The 19677-nt window shown below is 31.1% G+C and carries 21 protein-coding genes; 8 read left to right on the top strand and 13 right to left on the bottom strand.

Annotated elements, in window-relative coordinates; all coding sequences use genetic code 11:
- Positions 1 to 75: 75 nt before the first annotated feature.
- Positions 76 to 438: a hypothetical protein gene (locus tag H1R17_RS01810; RefSeq protein ID WP_163431744.1), complete on the bottom strand. Its 363-nt coding sequence runs from the start codon at positions 436 to 438 to the stop codon at positions 76 to 78.
- 102 nt (positions 439 to 540) lie between these two features.
- Positions 541 to 2694 (bottom strand): S46 family peptidase, encoded by a 2154-nt coding sequence (locus H1R17_RS01815; RefSeq protein WP_163431743.1) that lies wholly within the window; start codon positions 2692 to 2694, stop codon positions 541 to 543.
- Positions 2695 to 2823: 129 nt separating this feature from the next.
- Here H1R17_RS01815 and lysM point away from each other — a divergent pair, with 129 nt between their 5' ends.
- Complete coding sequence (gene lysM / locus H1R17_RS01820; RefSeq protein WP_163431742.1) at positions 2824 to 3282, top strand: peptidoglycan-binding protein LysM; 459 nt, start codon at positions 2824 to 2826, stop codon at positions 3280 to 3282.
- Positions 3283 to 3320: 38 nt separating this feature from the next.
- Here the strand turns inward: lysM and H1R17_RS01825 are convergent, their stop codons facing one another.
- On the bottom strand, positions 3321 to 3947 hold the full coding sequence (locus tag H1R17_RS01825) for a response regulator transcription factor (RefSeq protein WP_163431741.1): 627 nt from the start codon (positions 3945 to 3947) through the stop codon (positions 3321 to 3323).
- Entirely contained in the window at positions 3934 to 5940 is a 2007-nt protein-coding gene (locus H1R17_RS01830; RefSeq protein WP_163431740.1) for a sensor histidine kinase, read from the bottom strand. The genes H1R17_RS01825 and H1R17_RS01830 overlap by 14 nt, the downstream gene beginning before the upstream one ends.
- A 295-nt stretch (positions 5941 to 6235) precedes the next feature.
- Here H1R17_RS01830 and H1R17_RS01835 point away from each other — a divergent pair, with 295 nt between their 5' ends.
- A complete protein-coding gene (locus H1R17_RS01835) occupies positions 6236 to 6703 on the top strand; it encodes a hypothetical protein (RefSeq protein ID WP_163431739.1) in 468 nt (155 codons plus the stop codon).
- A 72-nt stretch (positions 6704 to 6775) separates the two neighbouring features.
- Here H1R17_RS01835 and H1R17_RS01840 read toward each other — a convergent pair whose 3' ends face one another.
- From H1R17_RS01840 to H1R17_RS01860, 5 genes are all read right to left on the bottom strand, one after another.
- Positions 6776 to 7270: a thermonuclease family protein gene (locus tag H1R17_RS01840; protein WP_163431738.1), complete on the bottom strand. Its 495-nt coding sequence runs from the start codon at positions 7268 to 7270 to the stop codon at positions 6776 to 6778.
- A 240-nt stretch (positions 7271 to 7510) separates the two neighbouring features.
- On the bottom strand, positions 7511 to 8563 hold the full coding sequence (locus tag H1R17_RS01845; protein WP_163431737.1) for a type I restriction endonuclease: 1053 nt from the start codon (positions 8561 to 8563) through the stop codon (positions 7511 to 7513).
- A 191-nt stretch (positions 8564 to 8754) separates the two neighbouring features.
- A complete protein-coding gene (locus tag H1R17_RS01850; protein WP_163431736.1) occupies positions 8755 to 9423 on the bottom strand; it encodes a response regulator transcription factor in 669 nt (222 codons plus the stop codon).
- A gap of 10 nt (positions 9424 to 9433) precedes the next feature.
- Positions 9434 to 11368: a tetratricopeptide repeat protein gene (locus H1R17_RS01855; protein ID WP_163431735.1), complete on the bottom strand. Its 1935-nt coding sequence runs from the start codon at positions 11366 to 11368 to the stop codon at positions 9434 to 9436.
- Positions 11369 to 11431: 63 nt separating this feature from the next.
- On the bottom strand, positions 11432 to 11665 hold the full coding sequence (locus H1R17_RS01860) for a hypothetical protein (RefSeq protein WP_163431734.1): 234 nt from the start codon (positions 11663 to 11665) through the stop codon (positions 11432 to 11434).
- Between the two features lie 325 nt (positions 11666 to 11990).
- On the opposite strand from H1R17_RS01860, the gene H1R17_RS01865 reads away from it, so the two are divergent.
- Positions 11991 to 12899, top strand: coding sequence for a hypothetical protein (locus H1R17_RS01865; RefSeq protein WP_163431733.1), 909 nt, complete (start codon positions 11991 to 11993; stop codon positions 12897 to 12899).
- 57 nt (positions 12900 to 12956) lie between these two features.
- Here H1R17_RS01865 and obgE read toward each other — a convergent pair whose 3' ends face one another.
- The 4 genes from obgE to hpt form a co-directional block, all read right to left on the bottom strand.
- Entirely contained in the window at positions 12957 to 13955 is a 999-nt protein-coding gene (gene obgE, locus H1R17_RS01870) for a GTPase ObgE (RefSeq protein ID WP_163431732.1), read from the bottom strand.
- Positions 13956 to 13959: 4 nt separating this feature from the next.
- Positions 13960 to 15234: a hemolysin family protein gene (locus tag H1R17_RS01875; RefSeq protein WP_163431731.1), complete on the bottom strand. Its 1275-nt coding sequence runs from the start codon at positions 15232 to 15234 to the stop codon at positions 13960 to 13962.
- Positions 15235 to 15318: 84 nt separating this feature from the next.
- The gene (locus H1R17_RS01880) at positions 15319 to 15891 is read right to left on the bottom strand and encodes an adenylate kinase (RefSeq protein ID WP_163431730.1); all 573 of its coding nucleotides are present in this window, start codon (positions 15889 to 15891) and stop codon (positions 15319 to 15321) included.
- A 17-nt stretch (positions 15892 to 15908) separates the two neighbouring features.
- Positions 15909 to 16439, bottom strand: coding sequence for a hypoxanthine phosphoribosyltransferase (hpt, locus tag H1R17_RS01885; protein WP_163431729.1), 531 nt, complete (start codon positions 16437 to 16439; stop codon positions 15909 to 15911).
- Positions 16440 to 16552: 113 nt separating this feature from the next.
- Here hpt and H1R17_RS01890 point away from each other — a divergent pair, with 113 nt between their 5' ends.
- From H1R17_RS01890 to H1R17_RS14190, 5 genes are all read left to right on the top strand, one after another.
- Positions 16553 to 17098 (top strand): hypothetical protein, encoded by a 546-nt coding sequence (locus H1R17_RS01890; protein ID WP_163431728.1) that lies wholly within the window; start codon positions 16553 to 16555, stop codon positions 17096 to 17098.
- A gap of 71 nt (positions 17099 to 17169) precedes the next feature.
- Positions 17170 to 18324 (top strand): 5-(carboxyamino)imidazole ribonucleotide synthase, encoded by a 1155-nt coding sequence (locus H1R17_RS01895; protein WP_163431727.1) that lies wholly within the window; start codon positions 17170 to 17172, stop codon positions 18322 to 18324.
- Between the two features lie 27 nt (positions 18325 to 18351).
- Complete coding sequence (gene purE, locus H1R17_RS01900) at positions 18352 to 18834, top strand: 5-(carboxyamino)imidazole ribonucleotide mutase (protein WP_163431726.1); 483 nt, start codon at positions 18352 to 18354, stop codon at positions 18832 to 18834.
- Positions 18835 to 18848: 14 nt separating this feature from the next.
- Positions 18849 to 19040, top strand: coding sequence for a hypothetical protein (locus H1R17_RS01905; RefSeq protein ID WP_163431725.1), 192 nt, complete (start codon positions 18849 to 18851; stop codon positions 19038 to 19040).
- A gap of 107 nt (positions 19041 to 19147) precedes the next feature.
- Positions 19148 to 19639 carry a hypothetical protein gene (locus H1R17_RS14190; protein ID WP_163431724.1) on the top strand — a complete coding sequence of 164 codons (492 nt, stop codon included), beginning with the start codon at positions 19148 to 19150 and terminating at the stop codon, positions 19637 to 19639.
- Positions 19640 to 19677 lie beyond the last annotated feature (38 nt).

Genomic DNA, 19677 nt, shown 5'->3' on the forward strand with positions numbered 1-19677 from the left:
TACTAAATTATTTAAACAAAAACTAAAATAAACAAACATAAAGCATAAATATAATTATTTTTATGTTAAATCACATTATTTTTTCCAATGAGTAATTTCTGAACTTACATAAGTAGAGTCTGCTAGAAAATTCACGATAAATATTTTTGTTTCTACAGGATCGATATCCCAACCATAATCTACAAAAATGTCATATTTCAAAGTTAAATCATCATCCGATTTTCCACCGCCATTTGTTCCTAACAGTTTTACAACATCATTATAATGCATACCTGATTTTAAATATTTTGTTTGTAAATCTTTAATCATAGGTTCACGATGGTTGTAATCAATATCATTTATAGTATTCCAACCTTCTCTATTAAATGGAACTTGATTTGTACATGAGGTAACAAAAATCATTATGAATAAAAATAATAGTGAATAAGTGGTTTTCATGCTAAAAATATATTTTCACTAATATATAAAATCTATCAAACAAAAACCCCGACAGAGTTTAGAACTCTATCGGGGTTAATAAATCATAGTATCTTAAAAAGATTACTTAATAATCTTTAATTCATTAATGATGTTGGTTGCACCAGCGTATTTATCAATGATGAACAATACGTAACGAATGTCAACATTAATGGTACGTTGTAATTTAGGATCAAAAATAACATCGCCAGCCATTGCTTCAATGTTACCATCAAAAGCTAAACCAATTAACTCACCTTTACCATTTAATACTGGTGAACCTGAGTTACCACCTGTAATATCATGATCAGTTAAGAAGTTAACATGTAAAGAACCGTCTTTATCTGCATACTGACCGTAATCTTTAGCATTGTATAAATCGATTAAACGTTGTGGGTTTTCAAACTCTTCATCACCTGCTTTGTGTTTAGCAATGGTTCCGTCTAATGTAGTATACCAGTTTTCTTTAGCATCGTTAACTTTGTTTCCACGTGGTAAATCAATTACTTTACCATACGTTAAACGTAATGTAGAGTTAGCATCTGGATAATATTTTGTTTTAGGATTTGCTTTGCGTAAACCATCAACCAACTTACGGAACGCTACATCGTATTTCTCTTTTAATGGAGCAATAGTTGCAGGTTGTTCGCGGTACTTTGTTAATAAATCAGTAGAGATTTTGTATAATTCATCGTTCTCAATCATTGATTTATCTGGATGTTTCAAGTATTTCTCTAATAAATCTTTTGATGAGAAAACACTTCCTGCAAAAGCTTTATCAACTACTTTGGTGAAATCGTTATTGTTTTTAGCACCTAATTCTTTTACATAAGAAGCCACATTATATCCTGTAGATTTAGTAGCATATAAATTTAACTGACGTGCTAACATTTCTGCCTCTAACGGACCATGAAATTCTTTATACGCAGCTTCAATTCCTTCTTCTAATCTTGGACGCATTTCTGCACGTTTTGCCTCATTTTCATTAGCATACTGAATTAACGCACTACCAAAACTATAAGGTAAAGTTGCTAAATTAGACGTACGTAAAATAGTCATTAAATAATTATCATGACGTGCTTTTTCATTGGTAGCTGCGTAATATGCGTTGATATCAGCCACTACTGTTCCGTACTCTTCTTTATTTTGCTTTTTGTTAGCCCATTTATTAAAATCGGCCTCATTTTTACGCTTAGTATCTGCTGTTTTTTGCTCTGTTAAAGCATCAATCATTCCTTGACGGTTTTTCCAGTAGTTTGCAACACCTGCATATTTACTAGCGTATGCTAAACGAACCTCATCGCTTTTATCCATGTATTTTTTCATTACATCCATACCTAAACGAGAACCTTCAACCCAAGCAGGATATGAATAAGCTACGTTTTGTTGGATTCCTTCAGCAGGCATCCAACGGTTAGTTTTACCTGGATATCCTAAAATCATAGAAAAATCACCTTGTTTTAACCCTTTAATATTTACAGGTAAAAAGTGTTTAGGTTTTAAAGGCACGTTGTTAGCTGAATAATCTGCAGGATTACCGTTTGCATCTCCATATACACGGAAAATAGAGAAATCTCCTGTGTGGCGTGGCCATTCCCAGTTATCTGTATCGCCACCGTATTTACCAATTGATGCAGGAGGAGTTCCTACTAAACGTACATCGGTATAATCTTGATACACAAAATAGTAATACTCATTTCCTTGAAAAAACGAACGAACCGAAACTGTATATTTACCACCTTCGTTGTTTTCTTTCTGAATTTTTGCAATTTCTTGGTTGATTGCTTTTTCACGCTCAGCCTCGGTCATATTTTTATTTACAACACCTAAAATACGTTTTGAAACATCGTCCATACGTACAAAGAAACGTACCGAAATATCTTTTGGTTTGCGTTCATCAGCTTTAGTTTTAGCCCAAAAACCATTGGTTAAGATATCATCTTGCGGAGTAGATAACTCGGCAATTTTATCATATCCACAGTGGTGATTTGTTAGAACCAAACCTTGATCCGAAATAATTTCGGCAGTACAACCACCGTCAAACTGTACAATAGCATCTTTTAAAGAGTGATTGTTAATGCTATAAATTTCATCTGCGGTTAACTGCAGACCCATTTTTTGCATGTCGCGGTGATTTAAACGTTCAATAAACATTAAAAACCACATTCCTTCGTTTGCAAACATACCCAAAGGCATTGCCAGCATAAACAACGAAAGTACTAAGCTTAATTTTTTCATTATTTTGATGATTTTTTTTCTGTATTGCGAAGATACTTATTTTTTACGATTGCTTTTAACATTTAATAAAAATGTAACATCATCAATTGATTTTTTAGTTATATTTATATAAATTAAAATTGATGAACTATGGGATTATTTTCTTTTATTAAGGAAAAAGGAGCTAAAATATTTGGCTCAAAAGAAGCAGCTGCACCAGTTGAAGAACAAAAAACATTGCAAGCACAAGCCTTACTTGATTATGTAAAACAGTTAGGTTTACCTTACAATCGATTAAAATTATCGGTTACTGATGATGATGTAAAACTTGAAGGTGAAGTAGCTTCACAAGAAGATGCTGAAAAAATTGTTTTAGCAGTTGGTAATGTTGAAGGAGTTGACCAAGTTGACAACTTAATGACAGTTGCTACACCTGCGCCACAAGCAAAATTTTATACAGTACAAAGCGGCGATACGCTTTCTAAAGTATCAAAAGATTTTTATGGTGATGCTAATAAGTACAACACTATTTTTGAAGCAAACAAACCTATGCTTACACATCCTGACAAAATTTATCCTGGTCAGGTTTTAAGAATACCTAATTTATAAACTGAGAAAGCCTTTCATTAATTTGAAAGGCTTTTTTTTTACAAAGGCAACTGATGTGCTTTTGAAACTAATTCTGCTACATTTTTTGCTTTAAACTTATGCAGTATATTTTTTCTATGAGTATCAACCGTAAAAGGACTTAAAAACAGCTCGTCGGCTATTTTATTACTTGTTTTCCCTTCAATTAATAATCGTAAAATTTCTTTTTCGCGTTTTGTTAATTTAGGCACTTCATCTAAATCTCTTGCCGAAGGTTTACTAATGATTTCTTTCACTTCTTTACTAAAAACAATATTTCCGTTCATAGCCTGTGTAATACATTGTAAAAGCTCGTTCATAGAAGCGTTTTTTAACAAATAACCACTTGCTCCATTTTTTATTGCTTCAAGAATAACACTTCGTTCAGAACGATTGCTTACCATAAGTACCACCATTTCTGGATGTTTTTCTTTTATTTCTTTGCATAATACAACACCATTAATATCGGGTAGTTCAATATCAATTAAAACTACATCGACCAAATTGTTCTTAAGAAACAACAAAATACCAGCGCCTTCTTCAAAAGCACCAATTATTTCTGTATTTTCATTTTCAGACAAAAGTTGTTTAAAACCCTGTAATACAATAGGATGATCATCTACAATGGCAATTTTAATTTTCTGCATTTCTTAAGTTGTTTAGATCAATTTCAATATTTATGGTAGTTCCGTCGGTTTTTGTACTTAAAACTTCAATTTTTCCGTTTAAAAATGCGACTCTGTTTTTAATATTATGCAAGCCCATTCCTTTAATATTGGTATCGTTGATGTTGAATCCGTTACCGTTATCTTCTACCGTAATAAAAAAATGATTTTGGTTTTGTGAACATTGCACTAAAAGTTGTGAGGCATTTGCGTGTTTTACTGCATTAGACAATAGCTCTTGAATGATACGATATATAGAAAGTTGTGCTGCTATTTTTATATCGTTAGAAACATCGTACCATTGAAAATCGATACGTAATTTAGGTGATTGATAAAACTCACACAAATCTTCTAAAGCAGCCTCAAGTCCGTATTTCAATAACGATTCTGGCATTAAATTTCTAGAAATACTTCTTAATTCGGCAATGGCATTATCTAACTGCTGTTTGTTTTTCTCAAAATCTTCTTTACCTTCTTCTTTTAAATATTTTGTTTCCCAAACCGAGAATTTAACACTTATACCAGCAAGCATCCCTCCTAACCCATCATGTAAATCTTTGGCAACACGCTCACGTTCACGTTCCTGTCCTTCTAAAACAGCGTTGGTAACAGATAGTTTTTTTTCTCTTTCCGTTTCGCTAATCTTTTGTTTATGAATAATTTCCTTTTGCGCCAATGTCTTTTTATTGTTCTTGTAGTAAATAAAAATCAGCAATGCTACCAATAAAAAAATAACCATTCCGGCAAGAGCTAAAGCCATATACAAACGACTATTTTTTAACTCAAGTTCCACTTCTTTCTGCTGATTTTTTAATGCAGCCAATTCTTTTTCTTTTGCTTGTGTGTTGAACTTGGTTTCTAATCGATTTATTTGTTCTTTCAAATCACTTTTGTAAAGCTGTGCCTTTAAATCTGAATGCTTATTTAAATAATCGTACGCTAAACGAAATTGATTTGTATGATAATATATCTGTGCTAATGATAAATAAACCATAGCCTTATTTTCTTCTAGCTCAACAAAATAAGAATCACCTTCTAAGTTTTTTGCTAAAATCAATGCCTCTTTATAACTTTTTTGCTCAATAAGTGTTTCTAACTTATTAATATTGATTTCGTGTGCGTGGTATATTTTATTAGGACCCGAAACTTTTGATAACCCTAAATTAAATAACGCAATGGCTTTTACATAATTTTTTGTTTTTTTATAATAGATACCTTCTACCATATGAAAAAGAGCTATTTGTTCTGAAGAAGGATTTTTATTGAATATAATACGCGCTTTATCAATAAACTCTTTTGCTTTAGGTAAATCATTACTTAACAAATACGCTTCGATAATACGATTGTACATGGATACCAAACGAAATTCTTGCGATTTATCTTTTATTAATATTTGCTCAGCCTTATTTAGGTAATGAATTGATTTTAAGTATTGTTCTAAATTCAAGAAGCATACGCCCAGACTTATGAAATAAGTTGCTACCCTATTTTGATCTTTTGCTTTCTCTGCATTAGGAATTGCTTTATTTAAAAGTGCTTCAATATAAGCTTCATCATTACCTTCAATTTGATAAATAACCCCAATATTATTCCATACATCTGCCAATAATTTATAAGCCATTACATCTGGCACTTTTTGTAATAAACTATCAGCCTTTAAATAATGCTTTGTACTGTTGGGTAAGTCTTGATGGTAATAATACAAGTATCCTTTTTTTGCATGATAAGCTCCTTTTAAAAATACATTATTACCTATTAACTGATACCCTTTCTGTAAACACTCATCTGCTTTTAAAGAATCTTTAGCTGCCCAATAAGCAACTAAATTGAAGTAAGTAGCTGCTTTAACACTATCATTAGGTGCATTTTTTAGCAATACATACAAACTATCGGCAAATTTCTCCATATTTAATGGATGCTGGGCTTGTGCAAGCATACTTACAAAAAACAAACAAAAAATGAGTAGCTTTTTCATAAACATCTACCTTAAGTTTATATAAATGTATTGGTTTATTTATAAAAAAAACGATGTTTTTAAAAAATACCTAAATATGGTTAGAAAAAAATACCAAATAATTGGAATTGTATGCAACAATTAAAAAAGGCAACTTTGAAATAAGAAACAGTAATAGAATTCAGGTAGTTATACTTTTCATATTTTTTACAACAAGCCGCTTTCGGGCGGCTTCTTAAAAAAACCTTTATTACTAAATATTTTATAAAGCAAAAACACTACTTTTTAATAGTAACAAATTAAAAAATGATATCCTATGAAAAAGAATGTATTAATAACCAAGTTAACAAAAACAGTTTCTGTTTTTTTATTAGTAGTTACCGCAATAAGCTGTGGTAGCGATGATAACCCAATTACACCTGGTATTGACAAGGGTGATATAAGTATAGCAACTGGTACTTTTAAAGGCACTATTACAGTCTACGTACCAGAGGAAACAGCTAAAGAATATTTTAATGCTGAAGTTGTGGTTACTAAAGTTAGTGATAGCCAATTAAAAGTTACACCAAAAAGTGGGCAACCATATTCAGTAGCTACACCAAAAACGTTTAATGTAACCTATAGTTACGCAGCTGGACAATCAGATTTACAATCTGTTACACACGTAGCAGGTAGTCCAGAAGGTGCTTTTGTTTATAATCATCAAAATAAAAGTTTAAACGTTGGAACAATGCAACAATCTGCTAACGAAATTGAATTTAGCTTTGAAGGAACAAAACAATAAGCTTTATATTTATTTTATTTACAAAAAAACCACTTCATAATGAAGTGGTTTTTAATTATGTTTTAAGTTTAATCATTTATTCCATAAGCCCAACTTTTTTTCACGGGCTTTTACTTGCAAATCATAAAGAAAGTCAGCGTACCTTACATTTGGTGGCACTGTCATAATTACGGCATAGCCTTCTTTGACTAATTCTGCATTTACAAAAGTATCATCTTCCAAATAAACATACGCCAAAGTTCTTCCATAACGATCTAAAGAATCAATATCGGTTTCTAAACGTACTTTTTGCCCCATTAATACATTCGTTAAATATGCTTTTGATTCTTTTCCAAAATGTCCTTCTTCTTTTTTCCAACGTTTTTGCGATTCAGGCGCATCAATACCTATAAACCGAATTTTAATACCTTTTGCTGTACCATTATCTACCCAAAAAGTATCGCCATCCACTACTTTAGTTACTTTATACAGCTGATTATTTTGAAAAGTATTTTCAGAATAATCATTTTTATTGGAACCACAAAAACTAAACGTAATAAGTAAAATAAGCAAAGAAAGGTGTTTCATGTTTTTAGTTTAAAATACAAAAATGAAAATTATTTACAAACACCACAACTATTACCACCTTTAGAGCAGTGTTTGCAGTACTTACAATTTTTACATGCATTACATGAACTACTCCCTGTACATGTTGCCTCAGCTTCTGTGTGACAATTTTGTGCAATTAAAACTTCTTTCTGTTTTTGTTGGCAAGAGAAAGTTATAAATATTAGAAATATGGGTATTAGTTTTTTCACTATATTATATTTAATTTTCGTAGTAATCTACTGTTTCTAAAAGTTCTTTCTCGAACTCATAAATATCTTCTAGTTTCTCTATCTGTTTTCTAAGTTCTTTTCTCTCAGAGTCAAAAAGTCCTATATATTTTTTTCCTCCATTCAAATGCAAACGACATAATGGTTTTCTGTTGTTGTCATCCAATAAAATTCCGAAGTAAGATTGTGTATCTCTGTAAACAATCCTTTCAACATTTAGTTTTCTTCGTAAAATAGCAACAACAATTCTGAATGCTTCAAGTTCTTCTTCTGTTGTTTCAATTTTATGTGCATCATCTTCAAGTTCTATATTTTCAACCTTTTGTTGAACAGATTCCTTTTTTAAAGCCGAATTTAATCTATCATTAATTTTTTCACTAATAATTTGACTAAATGCTTTTTGAACTAGTTCTTTAAATTCTTCAAGTATTTTTTCGGTTAATCTTCCAGAATAAGCCTTACCCGCAAACAATCTTGCAAATTCATTAGAAGGAGAGGTGATTTCAGAATTGATAGCATTCTTAATTTCTCTTGTATATTTTAAAGAACTTGCATTATTGATTATCTTATCTATATCGAAGTTAGATCTGTGAAATTTGGCTATTTCATTTATAACAGAATCTTTTAATTCTGTTATATCAAATTCTAAAAATGGTTTTTCGTCCATTTTGTTTTTGTTTTCTAAATCTGTAAAAAACTGATATTGAATTCCATTCGTTAATAATGAAAAACGCGTTTGAGTTACATGAAAATATCTAAATAACTGAGAATTATGAACTGTAAGAGGTTCTTTCCAATTTTTACATTCTATTATCAAAATTGGTTCACCATTCTGAAAAATTGCATAATCTACCTTTTCTCCCTTTTTAAGTCCTAAATCGGCTGTAAATTCAGGAACAACCTCTAAAGGGTTAAAAGCATCATATCCTAAAATGTTTATGAAGGGCAAAACAAAAGCATGTTTTGTAGATTCTTCAGTTTCAATTTTATCTTTAAGCAAACTGATCTTTTCAGCTAAACTTTTCAGTTGTGATTGTAATTCCATTTGTAAAAATCTTTTAAACAAACATATAACTGACAATCCCAAATTCCTTACGGGTTTCCTTATTCAGCCAAAAAAAATATAAAAAAATCCGACTTTTGGTAAGTCGGATTTAGCGTTTTCTTAGAATTAAAAAACTCTAGGAAAACAACAACAAACAAGTGTTTCTATGTAATATTATAACTAATTAAAATCTAGATTAAACCAAGATCTTTCGTTTGATTGATCAGATGTGTTATATTGCGTGAGTTAAAATGAATTTTGAGTTTATTGATGCGTTTTTCTAAACTACTTACACTAGCAGATGAATATTTTTTGTTTCGAAAAACGGTGCTAATTTCCTCTTGTGAATGTCCACTTGCTAAAAGATGTAATAATTCTATATCTTGATCATCTATTTCAAAAACAGTAGCTTTTTTTAGTAAATGCTGAAGTGATTCTGGTACATACTGTTCTCCATTTTCATAAATATTTTCAATTGATTTTCTTAGCTCTTGTGCACTGTTACGTCCTTTTGAAACATAGCTGTTTATTAAATTACGATCAAACATATTTTTAATTTTTGCCATACGATCTTCAATTGAATACACCACAATAGCAAGTTGGGGTTGTATTTTTTTAACTGCATTTATTAAATCTTCCCCAGAATTGAGAACAGTATTGGTTTGATCAGTCTTAAAAGAAAGATCTGAGATTAGCAAATCAAAAGGTTGATTGTCTTGTAGTGCTTTTTTTATTTTTAACAAAGCATCTTCGCAATATTTAGAATGAACAATTTCCATTTCTGGATACAACTTTAAAGCAGAAACCACGCCTAAACTAATTGTATCAATATCTTCTGCAATTAAAACTTTTTTGAACATTTTACTCTTTTTAGATAGGAAAACTAACAATAGCCTTTACCCCTTTTTTTACTTTCTGGTCAAAAGTAATGCTTCCATTTATGGTTTTTGTACGGGTTTCCACATTTTGAAGTCCATTTTTAATTTTTTCTTCATTCTTATTAAAACCTACTCCATTATCTGAATAATGAATTTGCCCTATTTTATGTGTTTTAACAAACTTAATCATCACCAAATTGGCCTGACTATGTTTTTTCATATTCACCAATAATTCTTGAATAACCCTGTACACCACTACCTTTTTTATATCGCTTAACTGATGCCAAGGAAAATCGTCTATACCAGCTGTAGTTATTTTCACATGATTGTCTTGAAACTCTAAAAGCATGTTTCTTAAATAATCAACATAATCATTTCCTGTGGCAATAAAACTGTTTTCCTTAGAAATATTCCGCGTTCTATGGTAAACATCTTCTAAATGATCTAATAATTTTTCTTTATTTTCATCATTAGACAAATCGGTATTTTCTGCATAAGACATAGTATGGTACACATCATTAGCCAACTCATCATGAATGCGGGTAGCAATGCGTTGTTCGGTTTTATAATTTTCCTCTACTTTTTCTTTTTTATGCTTGATGCGAATGTAATAATAGATAAACAAAGCCAGCAGCACCAGAAAAATAATTGTTGTATACAATATAAAATGTCGATTTCTTTGTTGCTGTATTAATAATTCATCTTTTATAGCTTTTGATTTTAATTGCTGATTTTGCTGCAATTCCATAGAATAATCAAAGCGCATTTTAGCAAATTGGTTTTTAGCTTGATTTCGAACATAAGTTATGCTATCATTTAAACTAATATATTTTTCAGCATAATTTGGAGCATTAGGTGTAAGTAAAATCAACTTTTTTAAAGCTAAAATTTCATTGTCTATATTTTTATGCTTTGTTGCTAATGTTAATGCTTTTTTTAAGTATGCAATAGATGTAGATTTTTCTTTGGATTCATAAAAATCGGATATTAAAATATAGTTTTCAATAGATGATAATTCTAAATGTGCCTTTACTCGTAGCTGTAATGATTGTACCATTTGTTGCAAACCATCTTTATTATTTTGTTTAAATAAAACATGGCCTAAATTTAATAAGACAGCCGATTGTAATGTAACATCTCTATTAATCAACTCAGAATTTAGCAAATCATAGAGGATTACTTTTGCTTTTTCATACTTATGAGAAACGATGTATAATGAAGCTATATTATTTCTTAAATATTGTCCTTCTAAAGATTTTTTTTCTGTAAGTGTTAATGCCTTTTGGTAATAAATAATTGCTTCATCGTATTTATGTGTGTTCTTATAAATACTACCTAAAATATTATACGTTTCTATTAAATAAGAGCTTTCTTTTGCTTGTAGATTTTCTATAGCTAACGTTGCCAATTCTTCGCTTGTATTATAATCATTATAAAAATAATGAATGCGTGCCATCATTATTTGGTTGTATCCTAAAGACACACTATCTTTTACATCATTATAAATAAGATTCGCGTTTTTAAAATAATAGTAAGCACTATCATACAACGCTTTATTGTAAAAAGAATTTCCTTTTAACGAATAAGAGTAACCTAGGTATTTTTTATTATTTCTCTTTTTTGATTCAGAAACAAGTTGATTGATGTAGTATTGAGCGCGATCAGGATGAATATTACTATAAAGATATGCCTTGTTACTCATACCTTTTAAATACAATGAATCAATCTTATGTGTTTTAGCAACCAACATGCCTTGATTAGTAGCTTTTACTTGATCTATAAAACTAAGATTGTCTGAAAAAGACAATTGATAAAGCGAATCAATCGTTTTGTAAACATCCTTATTATCATCAAAAGAACGATTTTGTTTTTGACAAGAAACGCATAAAACAGAAAAAAGTAATAAAATAAAGTAGTAAAATTTCATTAAGCTGTTAAAGAAATTAAGAAAACTCTAAATTATTACTTTTCTTTTGTTAAACAAGAATTTCTATTTAAGAATTACAGGTGGTTTGGGTGGTTTTATAGGAATTAATATAGTGCCGTTTGCACCAGTGTTTCCGCCACCACTTTGATCTCCATCAACAGTTTCACTAGAAAAAATCTTGTTAATTGATTCATCATTTATCGAAATATTTTGCTTTGCTGTTTCACTATTTTTTGCAAAAGCAGTTACCGAAATACCAAGCAGGAACAATCCTGCTAAAAAGCCTTTTTTTGTCATTTTAATTAAGTTGTAAGATTAAACCATAGTGTGCCTTTCGACGCTTGTCGATAGTTTTGCACACTTTCAAAAAAACAGAGCGCTCTGTATTGGGAAGTGGTAATGTCTAACTCACAAAAAAATGCTACTTCCCAGAGAAAGATTTTGCAAGTCATGCATTTATTTAACAGAAATTAGTTTTGTACTTTTGTCATATTCGTAACAAAACATTTACTGATTTCTGAAGCAAAGTAACAGCACTTTTTGAAGCTGAATATCAAGGAATTCCGATGATTCCGACAATTCCGATGAATGTGGACGAATTCCGATATAAAACATTTTATTTATGCCTGAATCCTATAAAAAAGCACTTAAAGAATATTATGAAGTAGAGAAAGAAGGTGAAAAAAGTCATTATTTAATAATGCCTACTCCTGCTTTATTAAGAGATTTATTCGTTCAAAGAATAGAAGAAACAAACAACGAAGTTGATGCTATTATATTTGAGCGCTTTTTTGGCTTTCCTTATGAAAAAAATAACGCACATAAGATTAAAGGAATAATAGATAAGTTTCGTCCGTTGGTAAATTTCTTAAAAGATAAAAGTGATTTATCTGAAATTAAAAGACTCGATGCTTTGGCTGTTGTTTTAAACTATCCAAATAGACCGTTTAAAAAGTTTATGCATCTTTCAAAAAAAGAAGTTGATAATTTGGAAATAGAAGATAAAGATGTAATTGAAGAAAGAAATAATTTAATTGCTGCTGATTCAATAAATTTAGCCGAAGATGAGTTTAAAATATCCTCTGAAGAAGTTGTTCCATCTAATAAAAAGGAAATAATTATTGAAAAAGTAATTCCGAAAAAAAATAAACGAAGTAAGAAAATAGTAGTAATTAGTTTGCTATCAATGATAGTGGCAATATCGTTATTTTTAAATATTAAAAGCTTTACAACTAAAGACTGTATGATTTGGAACGGAGAGCAATACCAAGCCATTAGTTGTAATGAACGTGTTAAAGGTTTTGTAGAAACCAGTGTACCAAAAGATGAAAAATTAATCAACCATTTTAAGAAGATAAAAGTGAGTAATAAAACCTCTTTTTTTGATGTAAAAGGCAATCCTAAAATTTGGTATGTTAAAAATGCGAATGGTACTTTGGATTTTTTTAATGCGCCTGGCTTACATCCCGAAACTGGAAAAACATTAAAACCAATTACAGAATATATTATAGAAAAATACATTTTACAATAAAAAAGGAGCTAATCTGTACAGATTAGCTCCTTTTTTTATTAGTATTCGTTTATAGATTTAATTCAGCATTTGCCATAATTTATCTTTCAATTCGGTTAAGCCTTGTTGAGCTACCGATGAGATAAATAAATAAGGTAAACCTTCAAAATCTTTATCTAGTTGTTGTTTCATTTCTGCTTTCAACTCATCATCTAACATATCGCATTTAGAAATAACAACCAAACGATCTTTATCTAACATTTCAGGATTGTATCTTCTTAGCTCATCCAACAAAATATCGTATTCTTTTTTAATATCATCGGCATCAGCAGGAATTAAAAATAACAACGTTGAATTACGCTCAATATGTCTTAAGAAATAATGACCTAAACCTTTTCCTTCTGCAGCACCTTCAATAATACCTGGAATATCAGCAATTACAAACGATTTAAAATCACGATATTCTACAATACCTAAATTTGGTTTTAAGGTTGTAAACGGATAATCGCCAATTTTTGGTTTTGCTGAAGTTAAAACCGAAAGTAAAGTAGATTTCCCTGCATTTGGAAAGCCAACCAAACCTACATCCGCTAATACTTTTAACTCTAAAATAATATCAACTTCTTCACCTGGCATACCTGGTTGCGCATAACGAGGCGTTTGATTGGTTGACGAGCGAAAATGCCAGTTACCCAAACCACCTTTACCACCACGCGCTAAGATTTTTTCTTCGCCGTTTTCAGTAATCTCAAAAAGCAATTCGCCTGTTTCTTTATCTTTTACAACAGTACCTAAAGGCACATCAATGTAACGATCTTCACCATCGGAACCTGTACTTCTTGAACTTCCTCCATCGCCACCGTGTGTCGCTTTTATATGACGCTGAAAACGCAAGTGATGCAAAGTCCATAAACTTTCGTTTCCACGAATGATGATATGACCACCACGACCACCATCACCACCATCGGGACCTCCTTTTTCAATAAACTTTTCACGGTGTAAGTGAGATGATCCTTTACCACCTTTACCCGATGCTACATATATTTTTACGTAATCTACAAAATTCCCTTCTGTCATTGTTTTAATCTTTTAATAGGGTAATGCCTATTTTATCAATTTTTACTCCGTTTGCAGCCAACACTTCAAACTCCATTTTATTCCAAATTAATTTTTCGCCTGTTTTTGGTATGTAAGATAATTCTTTCATTATCAAGCCACTAACAGTTGTTACATCATAATCGGGCATTAATTCGTCTAACTCAAAATACGAAAGCAAATCGTGTAAAGGATAAAATCCATCTACAATCCATTTACCATCGCTTATCTCTTCTAATTTAAATTCTTCTTCGTAAAACTCAGAAGCATCGCCAACCAACGACTCTAAAATATCATTTAAAGTGATTACACCTTGAATTACACCATACTCATCGGTAACCAACGCATAATGGTTTTTCGACTTTTTAAACTGCTCTAACGCCTTATAAGCCGATGTGTGTTCTATGAAAAAAGTAGGCTCTTTTAAAATGGTTTTTAAATCGTTTCCGCCTTTTTCAAACAGCAAAAATAAATCTTTTAAAGATACCACCCCAATAACTTCATCTAAACTTCCTTCACAAACAGGGTAATGAGAGTGCAATTCGTTAATTACTTTGTCTTTTAATTCTTGCAAAGTGTCTTCGCAATCTAAATAAACAACCGATTTTCTATGACTCATTAAAGCATTCACTTTTAAATCGCCAATGTTAAAAACGCGCTCTACAATATCTTGTTCAATTTCTTGTACTTCACCAATTTCGGTACTTTCTTTAATAATTGATCGAATTTCTTCTTCGGTTACTTTACCATCGGCAGTTGGTTTAATATTTAAAATATTTAATAACAAATCAGATGATTTTGTAAGTAACCACACAAAAGGAGCTGCAATTTTTGAAATAAAGGTCATAGGAATAGCTACCATTTTAGCAATGGTTTCTGGATAATTTAAGCCTAAACGTTTGGGAACAAGCTCTCCTAAAATTAAAGAGAAAAAAGTAAGAAGAAAAAGAACCACACCAACACTTAATGAAGACGCATAAGGTTGTAGTGCTGGTATTTTTGATATTAAAAGTTGCATATCGGCCGTAACCTTATCACCCGAAAAAATACCGGTTAAAATACCTATTAAGGTAATTCCTATTTGTACGGTTGATAAAAAATTATTGGGCTCATCAACCAACTTTAAGGCGGCTTTGGCACTACTACTGCCTTTCTTGGCGGCCATTTCTAAACGATTTTTCCTTGAGGAGACTAATGCCATTTCCGACATAGAAAAAATTCCGTTTAAAAGGATTAGGATAAAAATTATTAAAATTTCCAATGATTTCTTTATTTATTAAACACAAAATAATCTTACCCTAAAATACAAAAAGGATAAGATTATTTTAAATTATTTTTTGAAAAATTATAAGCGATTTATAACCTCACTTAAACGATTGGTAATTTCTTCAATAGAACCAATTCCGTTTACTGCGTGGTATTTATTTTGCCCTTTATAATATTCTATAAGTGGTGCTGTTTTTTCATTGTATTCATCGTAACGTGTACGAATTTTAGTTTCGTCTTGATCATCTGGTCTGCCAGAAGTTTTACCACGCTCTAAAATACGTGCTACCAATACATCATCATCAGCTTCTAAAGCAACGGTAGCTGTAACTTGTAAATTTATTGAAGTTAAAAAAGTATCTAAAGCTTCGGCTTGTGCAATGGTTCTTGGAAAACCATCAAACAAAAAACCTGCTTTATCCATGTTTTTTTCTACTTCATTTTTTAGCATATCAATAGTAATTGAATCTGGAACTAACTCACCTTTATTAATAAACTCTTGTGCTTTTTTACCTAATTCGGTTTCGTTTTTAATATTAAAACGAAAAACATCTCCAGTTGAAATATGTGTTAAGTTATATTTTTCTTTTAAAAACTCAGCCTGAGTACCTTTTCCTGCACCAGGTTTTCCAAATAATACTATTGCTATCATTTAATTATGTAATTGTGTTATTTTATTTGATAAATTTCGCTTAAATTTCTTCCTTGTTTGTTGTAATCTAAACCGTAACCTACTATAAATTTATTTTCTATTTGAAATCCTATAAAATCAATAGGCACTTCTTTTTTATAAGCTTCGGGTTTAAAAAACAAAGTAGCCACTTTAACGCTCTTTATCTTAAATCTGTTTATTAATTGATGTAATGCTACAATGGTTGTTCCGGTATCAACTATATCTTCAATAATTACCACATGTTTATTGGTAATATCAATATCTAAACCTAACAATTGTGTTACTTCTCCTGTTGAATCGGCTCCTTCATAAGAAGCCATTTTAACAAACGATAGCTCTGCGGGGTTGTTATAATGCTTCATTAAATCTGAAGCAAACATAAAAGCACCGTTTAAAACCACCAAAAAAACAGGAACTTCATTTTCATATTCGGCTAATAATTCTTTTGCGATACGCTGCACCTCAACATCAATTTGCGATGCTGTAATGTAGGGCACAAAAGTTTTATCTAGAATTTGAATTTCCATTTTTGCATTTTCTTTGCAAATATACGAATACGTGTATTTTAAATAAAGTTTATTCTCAGTTTTACCGAATATATTTTTATTTTTAATATAAATTCGCTTTTCAATAATTTTATATGGATGTAATTACCTATTTTTCAACACACCAGCACAATTTAAGCACTCCTAGCAGAACGTTGGCAATGAATCATATTTTGGATCAGGGTATTTTGGCTGATAAGTTTCTGGAGGTGATTTATTTTGTAGATGAAAAGCAAAAAATTGTTCTTTACCATGCGTTTGATATGTTGGTAGAACGCCATATAGATTATTTGAATGATTATTTAGATTTGTATTTGAGCAAAGCGTTAAACGAAACACACGAATCTACCAAGCGCTGCGTTTCTAGAACTATTTTTCATCAATTAAAACACAACAAAAATGTTTACAACACAACGCAAAAGCAACAAATTGTAAACACCATGTTTGATTGGATTATTTTACCATCGGCAGTGGCAACACGCGTAAATGCAATACATATTTTATATTTCTTGGTTGATGAAGAAGATTGGATTAAAGAACAACTTATTGCCCTTATTGAACAAAATTTGTTGTTACAAGAGCCATCGTTTACGAGCAGAGGCAAAAAAATAATGAAACTATTGCATAAACGTAAATCGTGAATTTTACATTTTCATAATGAAAACCGAAATAGTATCTTTGCGGTTTAAACAACACACAATCAAAAATTAGGATGAGTTATTTTTCTTCAGATTTTAAATTAGGCATTTTAGGCGGTGGTCAATTAGGTAAAATGATGTTGACCGAAACTAGAAAATTCGATATACAAACCTATGTAGTAGATCCTAGTTCTGAGGCTCCTTGCCAGTTTGGCGCTACAAAATTCTTTCAAGGATCATTAAATGATTACCAAACGGTGATAGATTTAGGAAATCAGGTAGATGTTTTAACCATTGAAATTGAAAATGTAAACCTTGAAGCTTTAGAAACTTTAGAATCGCAAGGAAAAAAAGTATATCCTTCACCAAAAACGTTGCGTTTAATTTCGAACAAAGGAAATCAGAAAGATTTTTACACAAAAAACAACATCCCAACAGCACCTTATAAACGCTTTACAACTTTAGAAGCCTTAAAAACGGAGGTAAACAATGGAAACATTGAAATTCCTTTTGTTTGGAAAGCAACCGAAGGCGGCTACGATGGTAACGGAGTTAAAGTAGTTCGTAAAATGGAAGACCTAAATACACTTCCAGAAACAGAATGTATCGCAGAAAAAATGATTCCGTTTAAAAATGAATTAGCCGTTATTGTGGCTCGTTCAGCTTCAGGTGAAATAAAAACATATCCTGTGGTAGAAATGGAATTTCATCCAGAAGCAAATCAAGTAGAATATGTTATTTGCCCAGCGCGTATTGATGAAACGGTTGCAAATAATGCTCGTGAAATTGCTTTAAAAGTTTCAGAAGCATACAATCATGTAGGTTTATTGGCTGTTGAAATGTTTCAAACTGCCGATGATCAAATTTTGGTGAATGAAGTAGCTCCTCGCCCACACAATTCGGGTCATTATTCTATTGAAGCAAGTTATACATCACAATTTGAACAACACATTCGCGCTATTTTAGATTTACCTTTAGGAAACACCGATAGTAAAGTTGCCGGAATTATGGTGAATTTAGTTGGCGAAGAAGGTTTTTCAGGACAAGTTGTTTATGAAAACATCGAAAAAATCATGGCGATTGATGGCGTTACTCCTCATATTTACGGAAAACGTGAAACACGTCCGTTCCGCAAAATGGGTCACGTAACGATTGTAAACCAAAACATGGCCGAAGCTCGTAAAGTGGCTCAACAAGTAAAAGAAACCATTAGAGTGATTTCGAAATAAGATTTAAAAACAACAACACAACAATAAATGAAAGTAGCAGTAGTAATGGGAAGTATTTCGGATATGCCGGTAATGCAACAAGCCATAGATGTTTTAAAAGAATTTGGAGTAGAAACGTTTGTTGATATTGTATCAGCACACAGAACTCCTGAAAAATTAGTCGATTTTTCAAACAACGCACATAAAAACGGCATCAATGTAATTATTGCGGGGGCTGGTGGTGCAGCACATTTACCAGGAATGGTAGCAAGTATGAGTCCGCTACCTGTAATTGGTGTTCCTGTAAAATCATCAAATTCAATCGATGGTTGGGATTCTGTTTTATCAATATTACAAATGCCTGGCGGCGTTCCTGTAGCAACCGTAGCTTTAAACGGAGCTAAAAACGCTGGTTTATTAGCTGTACAAATTTTAGCAAGTCAAAACGCTGAATTGCTTCAAAAAATGATCGACTACAAATTAAGATTAAAAGAAGCCGTTTTAAAGGCAGCTGAAGGATTAAATAAATAAAAAGAAGTTTTTATATGAAAATATTTGCATCACTATTAATTATTTGCGTTAGTACTTTTTTAATCATTTCTTGTGGTTCAAGTCAAAGTCACACAATGGCAACAAATAAAGAAACAACAGATACAATTTCAAAAGGATTCTCAAGATCTCATTTATTGCAAGAAACAATTAATCATGAACCCGTAGAATTAATTCCTTCTAATTAATAATAGTAGTATTCAATACTTTCACTATTTAATAATAAGCATGAAAAGTAAAAAAGGTCAACCATTGAGGTTGACCTTTTTTATTATATTTGAAAAAACACTTTGGTATGCAGTTCAAAGAAAAACAACATTTTACACAAATTTGGGTTTGGATACTTTTAACAGGACTTTTGATTTCTTCATTATTTCCTCTCTTTAAAAAGCCCAATCCATCTATAATATCTATACTCATATACACAGGTCCTATGGTGATTATTATGATTCTTTTTGCTGTAATGTATCTGCAAACATCCATAAATAGTGAAGGTATCAGTTTTCAATTTAGTCCTTTTCATAGAAAACCAAAAGTCTTTAAATGGGACGAAATCAATAGCATTGAATTATTAAAATACAGTCCGCTTTTTGAATATGGTGGATGGGGCATTAGAGGCATTGGCGATGACAAAGCCTATAATATTAAAGGAAACATTGGTTTGAAAATGCATTTAAAAAACGGTAAGAAAATTTTAATTGGGACCCAAAAACCAGAAGAAATAAATAATTTACTCAATATTTTAAAAGAGCAACATGCCATTTCATTTCAAAACAAACTAACATAACAAAAAGCCAACCCTAAAAAGGTTGGCTTTTTCACACG

Source organism: Flavobacterium sp. xlx-214 (genome assembly GCF_013874595.1).
Classification (GTDB): Bacteria; Bacteroidota; Bacteroidia; order Flavobacteriales; family Flavobacteriaceae; genus Flavobacterium.